General features: G+C 66.4%; 17 protein-coding genes. 8 read left to right on the top strand and 9 right to left on the bottom strand.

Going from position 1 to position 18,425, the window contains the following annotated elements:
* The 5 genes from secD to BKG60_RS10550 all read left to right on the top strand — a co-directional run.
* The coding region (secD, locus tag BKG60_RS10530) for a protein translocase subunit SecD (protein ID WP_075909645.1) at window positions 1-1,396 on the top strand (1,396 nt) is incomplete at its 5' end.
* A 4-nt stretch (window positions 1,397-1,400) separates the two neighbouring features.
* Complete coding sequence (gene secF / locus BKG60_RS10535; RefSeq protein WP_070943600.1) at window positions 1,401-2,675, top strand: protein translocase subunit SecF; 1,275 nt, start codon at window positions 1,401-1,403, stop codon at window positions 2,673-2,675.
* A gap of 5 nt (window positions 2,676-2,680) precedes the next feature.
* Window positions 2,681-4,348 (top strand): ABC transporter substrate-binding protein, encoded by a 1,668-nt coding sequence (locus BKG60_RS10540; protein WP_070943601.1) that lies wholly within the window; start codon window positions 2,681-2,683, stop codon window positions 4,346-4,348.
* Window positions 4,345-4,881, top strand: a complete 537-nt coding sequence (locus BKG60_RS10545; protein ID WP_070185450.1) for an adenine phosphoribosyltransferase — start codon at window positions 4,345-4,347, stop codon at window positions 4,879-4,881. The genes BKG60_RS10540 and BKG60_RS10545 overlap by 4 nt, the downstream gene beginning before the upstream one ends.
* A gap of 43 nt (window positions 4,882-4,924) precedes the next feature.
* Window positions 4,925-7,276, top strand: a complete 2,352-nt coding sequence (locus tag BKG60_RS10550; protein ID WP_070185451.1) for a RelA/SpoT family protein — start codon at window positions 4,925-4,927, stop codon at window positions 7,274-7,276.
* A 47-nt stretch (window positions 7,277-7,323) separates the two neighbouring features.
* On the opposite strand, the gene ehuA is transcribed toward BKG60_RS10550, so the two are convergent.
* The 6 genes from ehuA to BKG60_RS10580 all read right to left on the bottom strand — a co-directional run bounded on the left by ehuA (window position 7,324) and on the right by BKG60_RS10580 (window position 12,431).
* Window positions 7,324-8,088, bottom strand: a complete 765-nt coding sequence (ehuA, locus tag BKG60_RS10555; protein ID WP_070943602.1) for an ectoine/hydroxyectoine ABC transporter ATP-binding protein EhuA — start codon at window positions 8,086-8,088, stop codon at window positions 7,324-7,326.
* Between the two features lies 1 nt (window position 8,089).
* Window positions 8,090-8,749 (bottom strand): ectoine/hydroxyectoine ABC transporter permease subunit EhuD, encoded by a 660-nt coding sequence (gene ehuD, locus BKG60_RS10560; RefSeq protein ID WP_070185453.1) that lies wholly within the window; start codon window positions 8,747-8,749, stop codon window positions 8,090-8,092.
* Window positions 8,746-9,468 (bottom strand): ectoine/hydroxyectoine ABC transporter permease subunit EhuC, encoded by a 723-nt coding sequence (ehuC, locus tag BKG60_RS10565; RefSeq protein WP_070943603.1) that lies wholly within the window; start codon window positions 9,466-9,468, stop codon window positions 8,746-8,748. The genes ehuD and ehuC overlap by 4 nt, the downstream gene beginning before the upstream one ends.
* A gap of 10 nt (window positions 9,469-9,478) precedes the next feature.
* Complete coding sequence (gene ehuB / locus BKG60_RS10570; protein ID WP_200806083.1) at window positions 9,479-10,384, bottom strand: ectoine/hydroxyectoine ABC transporter substrate-binding protein EhuB; 906 nt, start codon at window positions 10,382-10,384, stop codon at window positions 9,479-9,481.
* A 170-nt stretch (window positions 10,385-10,554) separates the two neighbouring features.
* Entirely contained in the window at window positions 10,555-11,544 is a 990-nt protein-coding gene (locus BKG60_RS10575) for a peptidylprolyl isomerase (RefSeq protein WP_070943604.1), read from the bottom strand.
* An 11-nt stretch (window positions 11,545-11,555) separates the two neighbouring features.
* Window positions 11,556-12,431 (bottom strand): peptidylprolyl isomerase, encoded by an 876-nt coding sequence (locus tag BKG60_RS10580; protein ID WP_070943605.1) that lies wholly within the window; start codon window positions 12,429-12,431, stop codon window positions 11,556-11,558.
* A 133-nt stretch (window positions 12,432-12,564) separates the two neighbouring features.
* Here BKG60_RS10580 and BKG60_RS10585 point away from each other — a divergent pair, with 133 nt between their 5' ends.
* From BKG60_RS10585 to BKG60_RS10595, 3 genes are all read left to right on the top strand, one after another.
* A complete protein-coding gene (locus BKG60_RS10585; RefSeq protein WP_070186932.1) occupies window positions 12,565-13,230 on the top strand; it encodes an MBL fold metallo-hydrolase in 666 nt (221 codons plus the stop codon).
* Complete coding sequence (hisS, locus tag BKG60_RS10590; RefSeq protein ID WP_070186921.1) at window positions 13,227-14,489, top strand: histidine--tRNA ligase; 1,263 nt, start codon at window positions 13,227-13,229, stop codon at window positions 14,487-14,489. Before BKG60_RS10585 ends, hisS begins: the two co-directional genes overlap by 4 nt.
* An 86-nt stretch (window positions 14,490-14,575) precedes the next feature.
* The gene (locus tag BKG60_RS10595; protein ID WP_070943606.1) at window positions 14,576-15,568 is read left to right on the top strand and encodes an amidohydrolase family protein; all 993 of its coding nucleotides are present in this window, start codon (window positions 14,576-14,578) and stop codon (window positions 15,566-15,568) included.
* Here the strand turns inward: BKG60_RS10595 and BKG60_RS10600 are convergent.
* The 3 genes from BKG60_RS10600 to urtD all read right to left on the bottom strand — a co-directional run bounded on the left by BKG60_RS10600 (window position 15,565) and on the right by urtD (window position 18,382).
* Complete coding sequence (locus BKG60_RS10600) at window positions 15,565-16,602, bottom strand: MBL fold metallo-hydrolase (RefSeq protein ID WP_075909636.1); 1,038 nt, start codon at window positions 16,600-16,602, stop codon at window positions 15,565-15,567. The two genes, BKG60_RS10595 and BKG60_RS10600, sit on opposite strands and share 4 nt — an antisense overlap.
* 332 nt (window positions 16,603-16,934) lie before the next feature.
* Window positions 16,935-17,627, bottom strand: coding sequence for an urea ABC transporter ATP-binding subunit UrtE (urtE, locus tag BKG60_RS10605; RefSeq protein WP_070186918.1), 693 nt, complete (start codon window positions 17,625-17,627; stop codon window positions 16,935-16,937).
* A complete protein-coding gene (gene urtD / locus BKG60_RS10610; protein WP_070943734.1) occupies window positions 17,627-18,382 on the bottom strand; it encodes an urea ABC transporter ATP-binding protein UrtD in 756 nt (251 codons plus the stop codon). Before urtD ends, urtE begins: the two co-directional genes overlap by 1 nt.
* Window positions 18,383-18,425: the final 43 nt, after the last annotated feature.

An 18,425-nucleotide genomic window follows, 5' to 3' on the forward strand; every position in this document is an offset into this window, starting at 1 on the left:
CCCAGGCGCGCCGCCCGCACCGGGCGCCCCGGGCGGGGTGCCCGGCCTTCCCGGCGCGATTCCGGGTCAGGCCCCGGGAGCGCCGGCCCAGGAGCCCGCCGCGCCGCCGGTGAGCGCCCCTGAGCCCGCACCGCAGCCGCGGCCGTACCCACTGGATCCGGCCCCCACCCCGGCGGAGCCCACCCCCGCACCGGCGCCGGCGCCGGCACCCGGTGAGCCCACACCGCCACCGGCCCCGCAGCCTCCGGCGCCAGGTGCGCCCGGTGAAGTCAACGAGGCGCAGACCCGGGCTGCGTTGATCACGCTTGCGAAGACGATTCGCCAGAGCACCAACCCCGTGATGCAGATCCAGGCGATCATGGAACGAGCCCAGAACTGCGACAAGGATGACGTGCTGGCGGGCAACGACGATCCGAAGTTGCCGCTCGTGACGTGCTCCACCGACGGCCAGACCGTTTACCTGCTGAGCCCGTCGATCATGAGCGGCGAAGAGATCGAGAACGCCACCTCCGGCCTCAACCAACAGCAGGGCCAGTACGTCGTCGACGTGACCTTCAAGAGCGGCGGAGCCAAGACCTGGGCCGACTTCACCGCGGCCAACGTGGGCACGCAGACGGCGTTCACGCTCGACTCGCAGGTGGTCAGCGCCCCTGAGATCCGCGAAGCCATCCCCGGTGGCAACACTCAGATCACCGGCCAGTTCAACGCGGACACGGCCAAGGAATTGGCCAACGTGCTCAAGTACGGGTCGCTGCCGCTGTCGTTCGAATCGTCGGAAGCCGAGACCGTTTCGGCGACGCTGGGCCTTTCGTCGATGCGAGCCGGCCTGATCGCGGGCGCGGTCGGTCTGGCGGCGGTGCTGCTGTACTCGCTGCTGTACTACCGGGCGCTCGGTCTGTTGGTGGCCCTGTCGCTGGTCGCCGCCGGCGCAATGGTTTTCGCCATCCTGGTGTTGCTCGGCAGATACATCGGTTACACGCTGGACATCGCCGGTATCGCCGGTCTGATCATCGGCATCGGCACCACCGCCGACTCCTTCGTGGTGTTCTTCGAACGAATAAAGGACGAGATCCGTGAAGGCAGGTCCTTCCGGTCGGCGGTGCCCCGAGGCTGGGCGCGCGCTCGCAAGACGATCGTGTCCGGGAACGCCGTGACCTTCCTGGCCGCCGCGGTGCTGTACTTCCTGGCGATCGGCCAGGTCAAGGGCTTCGCGTTCACCTTGGGGTTGACCACGATCCTGGACATCGTGGTGGTGTTCCTGGTGACCTGGCCGCTGGTGTACCTGGCCTCCAAGTCCCCGACGATGGCAAAACCCGCCTTCAACGGACTTGGCGCGGTACAGCAGATCGCGCGGGAACGCCGGGAGGCTTCGCATGCGACCGCGGGACGGGGATAGAGACATGGCAGCAAAAAACGACACCGCAGCCCAGGACGTGACGGACACCGCGGTGGAGGCGCCGAGCATCGAATCCACGTCTGCGGCACTGCCAAAGCATGGCTTCTTCGTCCGGCTCTACACCGGCACCGGCGCCTTTGAGGTCATCGGCCGCCGCAAGCTCTGGTATGTGATCAGCGGCCTGATCGTCGCGGTCTGCGTCGCAAGCATCGTGCTTCGCGGGTTCACCTTCGGTATCGACTTCGAGGGCGGCACGAAGGTGTCGATGCCCTCGGCTGGTTCCGAAGGGGTCGTCGCGGTCCAACAGGTCGAGGACGTCTTCAGCAAGACCCTGAACCGGGCGCCCGATTCGGTGGTGCTCGTCGGGAGCGGCGCCTCGGCGACTGTCCAGATCCGTTCGGAAACGTTGTCGGAACCGGAGATCGAACAGCTGCGGACCGCGCTGTTCGACGCGTTCCACCCGAAGAACAGCGATGGTCAGCCCAGCAAGCAGGTCATCAGCGACTCAAAGGTGTCCGAGACCTGGGGCGGCCAGATCACCCAGAAGGCGTTGATCGCGCTGGTGGTCTTCCTGGTGCTGGCGTCCATCTACATCGCCTTGCGCTATGAGCGCTACATGGCGGTCGCCGCCATGACCACGCTGGTGTTCGACCTGGTGGTGACCGCCGGTGTCTATTCGCTGGTCGGGTTCGAGGTCTCCCCGGCCACGGTGATCGGCCTGCTGACGATTCTGGGCTTCTCGCTGTACGACACGGTGATCGTGTTCGACAAGGTCGAGGAGAACACCCACGGCTTCGAGCACACCACCCGCCGGACGTTCGCCGAGCAGGCCAACCTCGCCGTCAACCAGACGTTCATGCGGTCGATCAACACCAGCTTGATCTCGGTGTTGCCGATCGTGGCGCTGATGGTGGTGGCGGTCTGGCTTCTCGGTGTCGGAACGCTGATGGATCTGGCCCTGGTGCAGCTGGTCGGTGTCATCGTCGGCACCTACTCGTCGATCTTCTTCGCCACGCCGCTGCTCGTGTCGTTGCGCGAACGCACCGAGCTGGTGCGCAAGCACACCAAGAAGGTGCTGAATCGCCGCGAGAAGGGCAACAAGGCGGCGACGTCCGCCAAGGACACGGCAGACGCCTCCGTTGCGTCGGACACGGACGCCGGTACCGAGGCGGTCGCCGTCTCGGTCGCCGGCGAGCCCGCACCGCACAAGCCGGCACCCGGTGCGCGACCGGCCCCGCGGACCGGACGTCCGTCGGGCAAACGGAACACCCGGCGGTAAACCGCATGGTTCAGTGGCGGGGCATCGCCCGGGCACGGACGGCGGTGACGGCGGCGACGCTGTCCGTGGTCACCGCGATGAGCCTGGCGGCGTGTTCGGGCAGCTCGGCCGACGAGATCGACTACGCCGTCGATGGCACCCTGACCACCTACAACACCAACACGGTGGCCGGGGCCGCGTCAGCCGGTCCGCAGGCGTTCGCACGGGCGTTGACGGGCTTTGCGTATCACGGCCCCGAGGGCCAGATGGTCGCCGACAACGACTTCGGCTCGGTGTCGGTGGTGGGCCGCGCTCCGCTGGTGCTCGATTACGTGATCAGCGACAAGGCGGTCTATTCCGACGGTAAGCCGATCACCTGCGACGACCTCGTACTGGCGTGGGGAGCACAGTCCGGGCGTTTCCCCGGGTTCGATGCCGCCAGTCGGGCGGGCTACCGCGACATCGCGTCCGTGGACTGCGCACCCGGCCAGAAGCGAGCCCGGGTGTCGTTCGCCCAGGACCGCGGATTCCTCGATTACGGGCATCTGTTCGCGGCGACATCGCTGATGCCCTCGCACGTCATCGCAGACGAACTCGGTCTCGGCGACGGGGGCGTGGCGACGGCGCTGCAGAACGGCGACCAACCCACGATCGACCGGATATCCAAGGCATGGAACACCGTCTGGGATCTCAAACCCGACCTCGATCTCAAGAAGTTCCCGTCGTCGGGTCCGTACCGGATCGACTCGGTGTCCGAGGACGGCGTGGTGGTCCTGGTGGCCAACGACAAGTGGTGGGGCACCCCGGCGATCACCAACCGGATTGCCGTGTGGCCACGTGGCGCCGACATCCAGGAGCGGGTCAACCAGGGATCATTCGACGTCGTCGACATCGAATCCGGATCGTCGGGCCTGCTCAACCTGCCCGATGACTACGTCAGCATGGAAAGCCCGTCGGCCGGGATCGAGCAGCTGATCTTCGCGCCGGGTGGTCCGCTGGCGGCCCCTTCGGCGCGACGGGCCGTTGCGTTGTGCACCCCGCGGGACGTGATCGCGCGCAACGCCGCGACTCCGATCATCAACTCGCGGCTCAGCCCGGTCACCGACGACGCGTTCAGTGCGGCCGAGAACGTCGGTGAGGCAGCGCAATTCGGTGTGGCCAACCCCGACGCGGCCCGCGCTGCCCTCAACAACAAGCCGCTGACCGTCCGGATCGGCTATCAGACGCCCAACGCGCGGTTGGCCGCGACGGTCGGTGCCATCGCGAAATCGTGTGCGGCAGCGGGCATCACCGTTCAGGATGCCGGATCGGCGACCGCCGGGCCGGTGGCCCTGCGCAACAACGAGCTCGACGGGTTGCTGGCCGGCACGGGCGGGGCCGCGGGTAGCGGCTCCTCGGGTTCCTCGGCCATCGACGCCTACGCATTCCACTCCGGCAACGGCAACAACCTGCCGGGTTACGTCAATGAGCGGGTCGACGGGATCATCGATGCCCAGGCCGTCACGGCGGATCCGAAGGAACTGGCCCGGCTGGCGGGGGAGGGCGCCCCGATCCTCTGGAACGACATGCCGACCCTGCCGCTGTACCGCCAGCAGCGCACGGTGCTGACCTCGACCAAGATGTATGCCGTGAGCAGTAACCCGACCCGCTGGGGCGCAGGCTGGAACATGGATCGTTGGAAGCTGTCCACATGAGCGGCGACATCGCCAGGGTCTCGGAGCTGGTCAGGAAACTGATCCGGGAGGTTCCCGACTTTCCCGAGCCCGGTGTGCAGTTCAAGGATCTGACCCCGCTGCTCGCCGATGCCGAGGGGCTCGGCGCGGTGACCGACGCGCTGGCTGCCACCGCGGCCGATGCCGATCTGGTCGCGGGACTGGACGCGCGGGGGTTCCTGCTGGGTGCCGCGGTCGCCACCCGGCTCGGTGTGGGTGTGCTGGCGGTACGTAAGGGCGGGAAGCTGCCGCCCCCGGTACACAGCGTCACCTATCAACTCGAGTACGGCAGCGCCACGTTGGAGATCCCGGCCGACGGGATTGATATCGCCGGTCGCAATGTTGTGATCATCGACGATGTCCTTGCCACCGGCGGGACCCTGGCCGCCGCGTCCAGGCTGCTCGAAGCCGGCGGCGCGACTGTGCGGAGTGCGGCGGTGGTGCTGGAACTGACGGCGCTGGGTGGTCGGGAGGTTGTGGCACCGCTACAGGTCAGCAGCCTGCACACGGTGTGAGGGATATCCTCGGACTCTGAAGCGTTAACTCCGGGAGGTGACGATGGCCGGCGATACGGGTACGGACGCCACGGCGGGCCAGGCTGTCCAGTCGCCCCCGGCGCTGCCGGGCGCCACGGGGCCCGATGCCACCAAGACCAGCGCCTCACGGCGGGTGCGCGCGCGGTTGGCGCGCCGGATGACCGCGCAGCGCAGTGCGGTCAACCCCGTCCTGGAGCCCTTGGTCGCGGTACACCGTGAGATCTATCCGAAGGCCGATCTGCAGCTGCTGCAGCGTGCCTACGACGTGGCCGAGCAGCGTCACGCCGACCAGCTCCGCAAGTCCGGCGACCCCTACATCACCCATCCGTTGGCGGTGGCCAACATCCTGGCCGAGCTCGGTATGGACACCACCACGCTGGTGGCCGCACTGCTGCACGACACCGTGGAGGACACCGGGTACACGCTGGAGGCTCTGACCGCCGAGTTCGGTGCCGAGGTGGGCCACCTCGTCGACGGGGTGACCAAGCTGGACAAGGTGGTGCTCGGCTCGGCGGCCGAGGGCGAGACGATCCGCAAGATGATCATCGCGATGGCCCGCGACCCGCGGGTGCTGGTGATCAAGGTGGCCGACCGGCTGCACAACATGCGCACCATGCGCTTCCTGCCGCCCGAGAAGCAGGCCCGCAAGGCCCGCGAGACGCTGGAAGTCATTGCCCCCCTTGCGCATCGACTCGGCATGGCCACGGTCAAGTGGGAGCTGGAGGATCTGTCGTTCGCGATCCTGCACCCCAAGAAGTACGAGGAGATCGTGCGCCTGGTCGCCGACCGGGCACCGTCACGCGACACCTATCTGGCCAAGGTGCGCGCCGAGATCGGCGTGGCGCTGAGTGCGATGAAGATCAACGCCGTGGTCGAGGGCAGGCCCAAGCACTACTGGTCGATCTATCAGAAGATGATCGTCAAGGGCCGCGACTTCGACGACATCCACGACCTGGTCGGCGTCCGAATCCTGTGTGACGAGATCCGGGACTGCTACGCGGCCGTCGGCGTCGTGCACTCGCTGTGGCAACCGATGGCGGGGCGGTTCAAGGACTACATCGCCCAACCGCGCTACGGCGTCTACCAGTCGCTGCACACCACGGTCGTCGGCCCGGAGGGCAAGCCGCTGGAGGTGCAGATCCGCACGCGCGACATGCACCGCACCGCGGAATACGGCATCGCCGCGCACTGGCGCTACAAGGAAGCCAAGGGCCGCAACGGAGTTCCGCAGAGTCATGCCGCGACCGAGATCGACGACATGGCCTGGATGCGCCAGCTGCTGGACTGGCAGCGGGAAGCCGCCGACCCCGGCGAGTTCCTCGAGTCGTTGCGTTACGACCTTGCGGTCAAGGAGATCTTCGTCTTCACCCCCAAGGGTGATGTGATCAACCTGCCGACCGGCTCGACCCCGGTCGACTTCGCCTACGCGGTCCATACCGAGGTGGGGCACCGATGCATCGGGGCGCGCGTCAACGGTCGGCTCGTCGCCTTGGAACGCAAGCTGGAGAACGGTGAGGTAGTCGAGGTGTTCACCTCGAAGGCGCCCAACGCCGGGCCGTCGCGCGACTGGCAAACCTTCGTGGTGTCACCGCGGGCGAAGGCCAAGATCCGGCAGTGGTTCGCCAAGGAGCGGCGCGAAGAGGCCCTGGAGTCCGGTAAAGACGCCATCGCGCGCGAGGTTCGCCGTGGTGGGCTTCCGTTGCAGCGCTTGATCAATGCCGATTCGATGAGTGCACTCGCGCGCGAGTTGCGCTACACCGACGTTTCCGCGCTCTACACCGCGGTCGGTGAGGGCCACGTCTCCGCGCGCCATGTCGTGCAGCGTCTGCTCGCCCAGTTCGGTGGTGACGACGCGGCCGAGGACGAACTCGCCGAGCGGTCCACCCCGTTGACCATGCCGGTGCGCCAGCGCAGCACCGACGACACCGGTGTCGCGGTGCCGGGAGCGCCCGGAACCCTGACCAAGCTCGCCAAGTGCTGCACCCCCGTGCCCGGCGACACCATCATGGGCTTCGTGACCCGGGGCGGGGGCGTCAGTGTGCACCGCACCGACTGTACGAATGCGGCCTCGCTGCAACAGCAGTCGGAGCGCATCATCGAGGTGAACTGGGCGCCGTCGCCGTCATCGGTCTTCCTGGTCGCCATCCAGGTCGAGGCACTGGACCGGCACCGGCTGCTCTCGGATGTGACGCGGGTGCTGGCCGACGAGAAGGTAAACATTCTCTCGGCGTCGGTGACCACGTCCAACGACCGCGTGGCGATCAGCCGGTTCACCTTCGAGATGGGGGATCCCAAACATCTCGGCCACCTGCTGGGTGTGGTGCGCAACGTGGAAGGCGTGTACGACGTCTACCGCGTGACCAGCGCGGCGTAGGTGATTCCGCCGCACGATCCCCGCCGGCGGCAAGCCTGCTCGCGCGGTCAGCGGCGTTCAAGCACGGCCCGCAGAAAGGTTCGGGTCCGCTCGTGTTCGGGCTCGGCGAACAACTGATCCGGTGGCGCGTCCTCGATGACCTTGCCCGCGTCGAACATCATCACCCGGTCGGAAACCTCACGGGCGAAATCCATCTCGTGCGTCACGCACAGGAACGTGATGTCGGTGCCGGCGGCGATGTCCTTCAACAACGCCAGTACGCCGGCCACCAGTTCCGGATCCAGCGCTGAGGTGACCTCGTCGAGCAGCAGCACATCGGGATGCATCGCCAGCGCCCGGGCGATCGCCACCCGCTGCTGCTGACCGCCGGACAGCTGCGACGGGTGGGCGTCGGCCTTCTCCGGCATACCGACCAATTCCAGCAGTTCGCCTGCCCGGGCGTCGGCCTCCTCACGGCTCAGGCCAAGGGTATGCACGGGTGCCTCGGTGATGTTCTGGCGCACCGACATGTTGGGAAACAGGTTGAACTGCTGGAACACCATCCCGATGCGTTCGCGCATCTTCCGCTGGTATTTGTCGTCGGCCGGGATGTCGTGGCCGCGACGTGTCATGTGGCTCAGACATTCTCCGTCGACATAAATACGACCTTCGGTAACTTGCTCCAGGGTCATCAGCAGCCGCAGGATCGTCGTCTTGCCCGATCCACTCGGTCCGATGAGGGTGACGAACTCGCCTGGTGCCACTGTGAAGTCGAGACCGTCCAGCACCACGTGGTCGCCGAATCGCTTGATGACGTCGGTGAACCGGATCATCTCAGCTGCTGTATCGGACATGCCGCTCCAACCATCGAACGAGTAGGGACGCCGAATAGCTCAACATCAGGAACAGAACACCGGCGATGGTGATCGGTTCGACATACCGGAACGCCTGCGAGCCCACTTGATTGGCCACCCCGACGACGTCGAGGACGCCGATGGTGAGCAGCAGTGGCGTCTCCTTGAGCATCGAGATGGTGTAATTGCCGAGGGCCGGCAGCACGCGTGGGATAGCCTGCGGCAGAATGACCGCCGTCCAGGTCCGCCGCGTGGGCAAGCTGAGTGCGACTGCGGCTTCCCACTGACCTGCCGGCACCGCTTCGATCCCCGCCCGGTACACCTCGGCCGTGTACGTCGAGTAGTGCAGGCCGATCGCGATGATGCCGGTGGTCAGCGGGTCGAACTTGATCCCGAAGCTGGGCAGGACGAAGAAGAAAAAGAAGATCTGTACCAACAACGGTGTGCTGCGGACGAATTCGATGAACAGCCAGATCGCCGTGCGGGCCGCCGGTCCGCCGACGCGCCGCAGCAGGGCCAACACCAGTCCGAGCGCATAGGCCAGGATCGATCCGAACACGGTGGCGACCAGCGTGATCCGCAGCCCGTCCATCACGATGGTGGGCAGCACCTGCCAGGCGTAATCCCAATCCCAGATCATCGGGAGGCTCCGGCCTCGGTGCGCATGCGGCTCAACAGCGTGCGCCGGGGCGGTGGTTGGCGGCCGACCAGATCTGCCGCCCTGCGCTCCAACACCCGCATCCCGAAGGTGATCGCCATGGCCAAAACCAGGTAGAACAGCAGTACGATCGTCCAGATGGTCGCCGCCTGCGAGATGTGGTTGTTGATCAGAACTTCCCGCGCCTGATAAGTCATTTCGTGCACCGTGATCATCGTCAGCAGCGCGCTGCTCTTGAGCAGTTGGATGAACAGGTTGTTGAACGGCGGCACCATCTCGACCAGCGCCTGCGGGAGAATGACCCGCCACATCCGTTGGGTTGGCGTGAAGTTGAGCGCGATGCAGCCCTCGTACTGGGCTCGCGGCACGGCCTGGATGGCTCCCCGGACAATTTCGGCGCCGTAGGCGCCGTGGTTCAGACCCAGCACGATGATGCCCGCGAACAGCGGCACGATCTGGTATCCGATCAGCACCGGCAGCACGAAGTAGATCCAGAGCAGCTGTACCACTTCCGATGTCCCGCGCCAGATCTCGACGTAAACCCGGGCCAGGGCGCGCACCGGCCAGGCTTTCGACAGCATTGCCAGGCCCGCGACGAAGGACAGCGCGGCAGCGATCACGATCCCGCCGACAGTTGCCTCGATGGTCAGCAGCAGACCTTGCGCGATGGTGTCGATGAAGAAACCGACGTTGTCGAACATGGGGCCGGCCTCAGACGGCCTCGCAGAGCTTGTCGGTGGTCACATCGTCGGGAACCTGGTTGTCCGCGGTGAATCCGAACGGTGTGACGATCTCCAGCCAGGAGCCGTTGTCCTGCAGCCTCTTCAGTTCGGTGTTGAACTTCTCGACCAGTTCGTCGTCGCCTTTACGGAACACGAACCCGCCCGCCTGGATCTGCTCTTTGCCGTCGACCACTGGGACGAATCCCTTGGTGACTTCCATTGGTGCGCCTGGGTTGTCGGCAAGCATGCGACGTAGCGAGATATCGGTGAGCGCGCCGCAGTAGGCACGTTGGTCACGTAGGGCCTGGAACATCTCGGGCTGGCCCCGGTAGGGCTGGATGTTGCCGGCCGGGATGCCCAGGTCACGGGCGACCGCCTCCTCCACGGTGCCCGAGAGCACTGCCAGGGTCACGCCGCGGGCCTTGACGTCACCGAAGTTGTTGACCCGCTGCGGGTTCCCGGTGGGCACCAGCAGCGCCGTCGGTGTCACGTAGTCCACCGCGGAGAACTGTGCGTTCCGGCAGCGGTCCGGCAGGATCGCCATTCCGGCGGCCACCATGTCGTACTGGTTGGCGTTCAGCGCCGGGATCAGCTGGCCGAATTCGACCTGGGTGGCCTCCACCCGGTCGATTCCCATCGCTTTGAACACGGCCTTGGCCACCTCGGGGGCTTCACCGGTGACAGTGCCGTTCTGGGTGTAGCCGTAGGGCACCTCGCCGGCGATGCCGATCTTGATCGCCCCGGCGTCTTTGATCCGCTGCAGGGTGCCGCCTTCACCGGCCTGCGGAACCTTCGAACAACTCGCCAGCACTGCCGGGGCTCCGAGAGCGACCGCTGCGCCCGCGCGGAAGAGGTCTCGTCGTGTCCAGTTCATCGTCAGTCCCGTCGTATCCACACGTTCACATCCGTATCGACCAAAGTTCGTATTGAACGTATGCGCAGCGGCCGGGCACGTCAAAGCTTTCGCAGTTTTTGCCGAATGTGGTCGCCGAAAGCGTTTCGGGCGTTGACGATTCAAACCAGTTGATCGGCACCGTTGCGAGCCGAGCAGCGCGGCGTAGCTGTTCAGCTCACGATCGCCGATTTGATCGTCACCGGTGTGGCGGGCTGCCCGTCGTTGCTGCCGTCGACGACACCGCCGGCGGCGATCGTGTCGAGGGTGGCCAATCCCGTCCTGTCGACGGTGCCGAAGACCGTGTATGTCGGGGGCAGCAGGGAATCCTCGTACACCAGGAAGAACTGGCTGCCGTTGGTGCCCGGTCCGGCGTTCGCCATCGCCACCGTGCCCCGCGGATATACCACGGGTCGTTCTACCTCAGGGTCCGAAAGCCGGTACTGGTTGGTCGGGTACTCATTGGGGAATCGGTAGCCCGGCCCACCGGTGCCGCTGCCCGACGGATCACCGCATTGCAGTGTGGCGAGGTCTCCGGTGGTCAACCGGTGGCATCGGGTGCCGTCGAAGAATCCTTGGGCGGCCAGGCTGGCGAAGTTGTTCACCGTGCACGGCGCTTTGCCGTTGGCCAGCATGAGCCCGATGCTGCCGCGATCGGTGACGATCCCGGCTTCGACCGTGGCGGGCTCGGTTGGCACCGCGCCGGTGCGCGGCGGGGCGGCCGGCCGGGTGGCCGGTTCAGCGGTGGCCGGGTACTGGCAGTTGGCGCCCAGGTTGCGCGGGGGTGCGAACACGGGCAGTTGCCGGTCTGAGCCCGGAGTGGCCGTGTAGCGGTCCTGCCGGGGCATGTTCTCGGCGGCCTGGACGACGATGAAGGCGAACACCACGGCCAGCGTCACCGCCACGACTGTCAGCGCGGTCATCACATACCCGATGATCAGGCCGGCGATCGCGATGCCGTGGCCCTGTTCACCGCTGCGTTTGAGCTGTGACAGCGAGATGTGCCCGAACAGGATGCCCAACGGCGCGAACAGGACCGCACACACCAGTGAGGCGACCGCCATGGCGTTGGTCCGGGCGTGCGGGGCAGGCCCGGCCGGATATCCCACCGGGTAGGTGGGCTGCTCCGGCCGGAAGCCGCCGTACGGGGGCGGGACGGTCACGCTTCGGCGACCTAGTCCAAGGCCACGGACTTCAGCTGGACGTCGAGCGCCGGCTTGCCGTCCGGCCCGCCACCGGCCACACCGGCTGCGGCGATCTTGTCGAGCGTGGCCAGACCGGTGTCATCGATCTTGCCGAACACCGTGTAGTTCGGGGGCAGCTGCGAATCCTGGTAGACGAGGAAGAATTGGCTGCCGTTGGTGTTGGGCCCGGCGTTGGCCATGGCCACGGTGCCACGCGGGTAGACCACCGGCTTCTGCAGCGCCGGGTCGCCGGGTTGGTACTGGTTGGTCGGGTACTCGTTGGCGAACTGGTAGCCCGGGCCGCCGGTCCCGGTGCCCGACGGGTCACCGCACTGCAGCACCGAGATGCCGCTGGTGGTCAACCGGTGACACGGGGTGTCGTTGAAATAGTTCTGCCCGGCCAGGCTTGCGAAGCTGTTGACCGTGCAGGGGGCCTTGCCGTTGTCCAGCAGCAGCCCGATGTTGCCCTGGTTGGTGACCACGCTCACGCTGACGGTCTTCTCGTCGGTGGGGATCTTGCCGGTGCGGGGCGGGGTGTTCGGCTTGCTCGCCGCCGCTGCAGCCGGGTACTGGCAGTTGGCGCCAAGGTCGGCGGGTGCGACGAAGGCCGGCAACTGCCCGTCGGCGCCCGGCTGGGCCGGAGCACCTGACGTGGCGGTGGTGGTCTCCGCAGAGGCGGTGGTGCTGCCCGAGTCCTTGCTGGTGAAGACGAACGTCGCCACGACGGCCCCGATGACGACGAGCGCCGCGACGACGGTGCCGGCGACGGTCACGATGCGTCGTTTGCGTTCCTGGGCGGCACGACGTTCCAGCTGGCGCTCCAGCTTGCGCTTGGCCGTCGCACGCCGTTGTTCGTTGGTCGGCACCGCGGCAGTCCTCCTTGTTGGCGGTTGAGGTTGGCAACGAGTCTGCCAGGCGAACCTGTACGACGGTTCTGCGACCCGCGGGAGTCCCAGGTCGCGGCCCGTCCGGGAAGTGGTCACGTGGGAAACTGGGGTCGTGTTCATTACCGGATTCCCGGCCGGGATGCTGGCGTGCAACTGCTACGTCCTGGCCGAGCGGCCAGGGGCCGACGCGATCGTCGTCGACCCGGGACAGCGGGCGATGGACCGGTTGCGCCGGATTCTCGACGAGAACCGACTGACCCCGGCAGCGGTCCTGCTGACCCACGGTCACATCGATCACATCTGGTCGGCTCAGAAGGTCGCCGATACCTACGGCTGCCCCGCCTACATCCACCCCGAGGATCGCTGCATGTTGACCGATCCGATCAAAGGGTTCGGCCCGGCGGTGCTGGGAGCGTTGTCCCGGCTCGCATTCGGGGTGTTGTTGTCCGAGCCCAAACAGCTGGTCGAGCTGGATCGTGACGGTCAGACACTCGATTTCGGCGGTGTCTCGGTCACCGTCGACCACTCGCCGGGACACACCAGGGGGTCGGTGGTGTTCCGGGTGGGCCAGACGGTTTTCACAGGGGATACGCTGTTCCGGTCCTCGGTGGGTCGTACCGACCTGCCCGGTGGCAGCGGCCGCGACCTGCTCACCTCGATCGTGACAAAGCTGTTGGTACTCGACGATGACACCGTGGTATTACCTGGACACGGCCCGCGCACGACCATCGGGCATGAACGCCGCACCAATCCGTTTCTCGAAGGTTTGACTCTGTGACATCTGCATTCCAGGCGCCCAAGGGCGTACCCGACTACCTTCCCCCGGAGTCGGCGCAGTTCGTGGCGGTCCGGGACGGCCTGCTGACGGCGGCGCGGCGCGCCGGGTACGGCGACATCGAGTTGCCGATCTTCGAGGACACCGCGCTGTTCGCGCGCGGGGTGGGCGAGTCCACCGACGTGGTGTCCAAGGAGATGTACACGTTCGCCGACCGCGGCGACCGCTCGGTGACCCTGCGTCCCGAGGGCACTGCCGGTGTGATCCGGGCGGTGATCCAGCATCGGCTGGACCGCGGCGCGCTGCCGGTCAAGCTCTGTTACTCCGGGCCGTTCTTCCGCTACGAACGGCCTCAGGCCGGACGCTACCGCCAGTTGCAGCAGGTCGGGGTGGAGGCCATCGGCGTCGATGATCCGGCGCTGGACGCCGAGGTGATCGCAATCGCCGACGCCGGATTCCGCTCCTTGGGGCTGGACGGGTTCCGTCTCGAGCTCACCTCGCTGGGTGACGACACCTGCCGGCCGGCGTACCGGGAGCTGTTGCAGGCCTTTCTGTTCAAGCTCGACCTCGACGAGGAGACCCGGCGGCGCGCCGAGATCAATCCGCTGCGGGTGCTCGATGACAAGCGTCCCCACGTGCGGGAGATGACCGCAGACGCGCCGCTGATGCTCGACCACCTGTCCGACAGCGCCAAGGCTCACTTCGAGGTGGTGCAGGCGCACCTCGACGCGCTGGGCGTGCCGTACGTGATCAACCCGCGGATGGTGCGGGGGCTGGACTACTACACCAAGACCACCTTCGAGTTCGTGCACGACGGGCTGGGCGCGCAGTCCGGCATCGGAGGCGGCGGCCGCTACGACGGTTTGATGAGTCAGCTCGGCGGGCAGGACGTGTCCGGTATCGGTTTCGGGCTCGGTGTCGACCGCACGCTGCTCGCGTTGCAGGCCGAGGGCAAGTCGGTGACCGGTGCCGGCGGCGTCGAGGTGTTCGGCGTCCCGCTCGGTGACGCGGCGAAGCTGGAGTTGGCCAAGCTGGCCGCGCGGCTGCGGGCCGGCGGGGTGCGGGTGGACCTGGCCTACGGCGATCGCGGGCTCAAGGGCGCGATGAAGGCGGCAGACCGCTCGGGCGCCAAGTACGCGCTCGTGGCCGGTGATCGCGACATCGAGGCGGGCACCATCGGGCTCAAGGATCTGGCGACCGGCGAGCAGGTGGACATCGCGGCCGATTCTGTGGTGGCCGAGGTTCTTTCTCGCCTGGGCTGACCGCTTGCACTGCAGGCGCGCATGTCTGTCGGCGGCCGCGCCGTCAAACGTCGGCATTCTGTGCACGCTCGTCGTTACAGTGATCCATGCCGTTGATCGCGCTCGAAGAGCACTACGCCTGGGATCCCGCCAGCGCGGGCAATGTCGTGGGCACCTGGCTGCGCACCAACAACCGCACGGCATACCAACGGTTGTATGACCGGTCGGCACTGCGGCTTGAGCAGATGGACGCCGCCGGGATCGATTTTCAGATCCTGTCGCTGTTCGATCCCGGTGTCCAGGATGAGACGGAAGTGGCGCGCGCGATCGACCTGGCGCGGCGGGCCAATGACGACCTCGCCGAAACCGTGCGATCGCAGCCCGCGCGGTTCGGCGGTTTCGCGACCCTGGCGACCCAGGATCCCGCCGCCGCGGCAGCCGAATTCGAGCGTGCCGTAACAGAATTGGGCCTCGTCGGCGGGTTGATCAACGGGCACTGCCAGGGCCGCTATCTCGACGATCCGGCCTATCAGGGGCTGTTCGAATGTGCGCAGGAGTTGGGCGCTCCGATCTATCTGCACCCGACGACGCCGCACCCCGCCGTCATGGATGCCTGGTTCGCGCCGTACGTGGACGAGGGACTGCACCTGGCCTCCTGGGGTTTCGCGGCGGAGACGGGAACGCATGTGCTGCGGCTGATCTACTCGGGGCTGTTCGACAAGTTCCCCCGGTTGCAGATGATCGTCGGCCACCTCGGCGAGATGCTGCCTTTCGCGGCCTACCGGATCGACCGTTACTACGGCCTGGGCGGCGACGCCGATGCCAGTCGACGTCTGCAACGGCTGCCGTCGGAGTATCTGCGCACCAACTTCCACATCACGACGAGCGGCAACTTCTGTCCGTCGGCCTTTCGGTGCACGCTCGACGTGATCGGCGCCGACCGGGTGATGTTCTCGGTCGACTATCCGATGGACGACAACCTGGCCGGCGCCCGATTTCTCTCGGAATACCCGATGGACGACCCGACGCGGCGGAAAGTCAGTTCCGAGAACGCGATCGGACTATTCGGTGATCGCCTTGCGGCTCATCTGGGAGCCTAGAGGGTGAACACCTGACCGTCTCGAGCCACGGTGACCTCACCGGAATAGTTCTTGCCGATGGCCTCGAGCCACTGGAAGTCGGGCAGGTTGGTGGGTGAATAATGGCTGAGAACAACGTGTTTGGCGTTGGCTGCGGTGGCGACCTCGCCGACCTGTTCGGCTGAGGTATGGGAGTTCTTCAGGTAGTTCGGCGGGAATCTGTTGTGGTAATACGCGTCGTCGAGGCTGAACTGTGCCTCGTGCACCAGGATGTCGGTGTCCTTTGCGAGCGCGACCAGGTTGTCCGACTTGGTCGTATCGCCCGAGAACGTGACGGACTTCCCTGACGCTTTGAGGTCGAAGCGGAAGCCGAAGGCCGGGTAGACGTCATAGTGGGAGACCAGGGTGGCGGTGACGACGACGTTGTCGTCCGACATCACCGGGAACGGGGCCGTTTTGGGTGACCTGTTGCGGTAGTCCGAGCCCGGTGGCACCGCGATCTCGACGACCTCGATCAGATCCTGGATGTCGTCGACGCCCATGTCGCGGATGAAGATGTTGCTGGTGTAGGCATACGCCTGCAGCAATGCTTTGGTGGTGGCGGCCAGTCCGGGTGACGGGTTGGCGGGTTCGATGGTCGCGGGATCGGGGTTGCCGACCTGGCTCGCCGGCAGGCCGCCGGCGGGGCCGGGACCGTAGACGGTTACCGGCGCCTTGCCCGGTGCGGCCGTGTAGCCGCCCGAGAGGAAGAAGCTGTAGTAGTCGACGATGTGATCGGTGTGCAGGTGCGTGATGAACATGCTCTTCAAATCGTCGAACGTGAAGCCTGCGTCGGTGAACGCGTTCAGCGAACCCAATCCGCAATCGATTTGATAGACGTCGCCGCCGATCTTGAGCGCTGACGAGATGCCGGTCTGGTTCGGCACCGGTGGCGGACCAGCCTGGACGCCAAGGGTGACCAAGGCGTTCTCGGGCATCGTGGGTGTTGCCTTCGGCGGCTCGGCCGAACCGCAGGCGGATGCGCTGAGAACGGCGCCGCCGAGGGCAGCCGACATCGAGGCCGCGAGTATGGATCGCCTGGAAAGCGATGTGGGCTCGGGGGAGTCGTGACCACCGCAGGCGCATTGCACGCCCGTCACGTTAGCTGGATTTCGTTTGCTGGGTGAGGTTTTCTCAGCGGCCGTGCACCACGGCCGTCAGTATGGCATCGAGATTGCCGATGCCCCCCCGGAGAACGGGTTGCCCCGCTTCAGGATCCAGTCGCCGTTTGGTGTGGTGGCAACGAGCTTCGGCGAGCTCGCGCCGAGTTGCCTCCGGCGCTGGAATGCATTCGCTCACCACAGGCGAGTCGTCAGACCTGCCGCCGGCCGAGACGGCGGTGCAGGGGTCAGATTGCCATGGCGGCGCGGACGTCGGCTTCTGATGTCGAGCCACCGGTGCCGCTCGAGGTGATACGGCCGGCCTCCAATATGTAATAGCGCTGCGCAGATTCCAGCGCGAAGCCGATGTGCTGTTCCACCAGCAACACACCCAGGTCGCCGCGCGCGGTCAACGAGGTGATCACGGCTTCGATCTCGGACACCACCGACGGTTGGATCCCTTCGGTCGGCTCGTCGAGGATCAGGCACTTGGGGCTGGTGATCAACGCCCGCGCGATGGCGAGCTGTTGCCGCTGTCCGCCCGAGAGCAGGCCCGCCCGGCGGGTGAGCAATTCTTTCAGGGCGGGGAACAGGTCCAGCTGCTCGTCGATCAGCGCTTTGCCGTTCTTGCGGCCATCGGCGACCACCTGAAGATTCTCGGCGGTGGTCAGCTGGCCGAAGGACTGCTGCCCCTGGGGCACATACGCCAGGCCACGAGCCACCCGTGCGCTCGGGCGCAGCCGGGTGATGTCCTCGCCATCGAAAAGTACCTTTCCCGCCGTGCATTTGAGCAGCCCGACCGCCGCCCGCAGCAAGGTGGTCTTGCCTGCGCCGTTGTGGCCCATCACCGCAGCGACGCCGTCGGAGGGTACGGCGATGCTCGCGTCGTGAATCACTTCCGAACGGCCGTAACCGGTTCGGACATCGAGTAGTTCGAGCATCAGGCGGTTCCTTCCACGCCGGCCGCGGCAGTGCCGAGGTAGACCTCTTGGACCTTCGGATCGGCCTGAACCTCGGCCACCGAACCCTCGGCGATCACCTGGCCACGAGCCAGCACCGTCACCGAGGTGGCGAAGGCCCGCATGAAATCCATGTCGTGTTCCACCACGACCACGGTGCGGGTTCCGCCGATGCGGCGCAACAGGTTTCCGGTCTCTTCACGTTCCTCGTGGCTCATCCCCGCCACCGGTTCGTCGAGCAACAGGACATCGGCGTTCTGCACCAGCAGCATGCCGATCTCCAGCCACTGTTTCTGGCCGTGGGCCAGCACGCCCGCGGGTTCGTCGGCCAGATCGGCCAGCCCGGTGGTCTCGAGCGCTTCCTCGATCGCGGGCAGCACACCGCGCCGGCGGCGCAGTAACGTCCAGGGTGAACGGCCGGCGCCCGCCGCGATGTCGAGGTTCTGCAACACCGTGAGTTGTTCGAACACGCTCGCGGTCTGAAATGTCCGGCCCACACCCAGCCGGGCGATTTTATGTACCTTTTTGCCGAGTAGCTCCACACCCGACTTGTTCACCGAACCGGAGGCTCCCACCAGACCGGTGATGGCGTCGATGACAGTCGTCTTACCCGCGCCGTTGGGTCCGATGAGAAAGCGCAGATCTCCCTGGAACAGGGTGAGATCGACGTTGCTCACCGCCTTGAATCCGTCGAAATCGACGGTAAGTCCCCGGACTTCCAGATATTGGGCGCCCATGCCGGCGTTTCCGCCGGCCACCGGCTCGGCTGCCGTGGATTGC

The organism is Mycobacterium syngnathidarum (assembly GCF_001942625.1).
In the GTDB taxonomy this organism is placed as follows: Bacteria; Actinomycetota; Actinomycetes; order Mycobacteriales; family Mycobacteriaceae; genus Mycobacterium; species Mycobacterium syngnathidarum.

Bases quoted from the DNA above. Each gene is read 5' to 3' on its own strand.
- secF (WP_070943600.1), top strand. From the start codon at position 1,401: ATGGCAGCAAAAAACGACACCGCAGCCCAGGACGTGACGGACACCGCG.
- BKG60_RS10540 (WP_070943601.1), top strand. From the start codon at position 2,681: ATGGTTCAGTGGCGGGGCATCGCCCGGGCACGGACGGCGGTGACGGCG.
- BKG60_RS10545 (WP_070185450.1), top strand. From the start codon at position 4,345: ATGAGCGGCGACATCGCCAGGGTCTCGGAGCTGGTCAGGAAACTGATC.
- BKG60_RS10550 (WP_070185451.1), top strand. From the start codon at position 4,925: ATGGCCGGCGATACGGGTACGGACGCCACGGCGGGCCAGGCTGTCCAG.
- ehuA (WP_070943602.1), bottom strand. From the start codon at position 8,088: ATGATCCGGTTCACCGACGTCATCAAGCGATTCGGCGACCACGTGGTG.
- ehuD (WP_070185453.1), bottom strand. From the start codon at position 8,749: ATGATCTGGGATTGGGATTACGCCTGGCAGGTGCTGCCCACCATCGTG.
- ehuC (WP_070943603.1), bottom strand. From the start codon at position 9,468: ATGTTCGACAACGTCGGTTTCTTCATCGACACCATCGCGCAAGGTCTG.
- BKG60_RS10595 (WP_070943606.1), top strand. From the start codon at position 14,576: ATGCCGTTGATCGCGCTCGAAGAGCACTACGCCTGGGATCCCGCCAGC.
- BKG60_RS10600 (WP_075909636.1), bottom strand. From the start codon at position 16,602: ATGTCGGCTGCCCTCGGCGGCGCCGTTCTCAGCGCATCCGCCTGCGGT.
- urtE (WP_070186918.1), bottom strand. From the start codon at position 17,627: ATGCTCGAACTACTCGATGTCCGAACCGGTTACGGCCGTTCGGAAGTG.
- urtD (WP_070943734.1), bottom strand. From the start codon at position 18,382: ATGGGCGCCCAATATCTGGAAGTCCGGGGACTTACCGTCGATTTCGAC.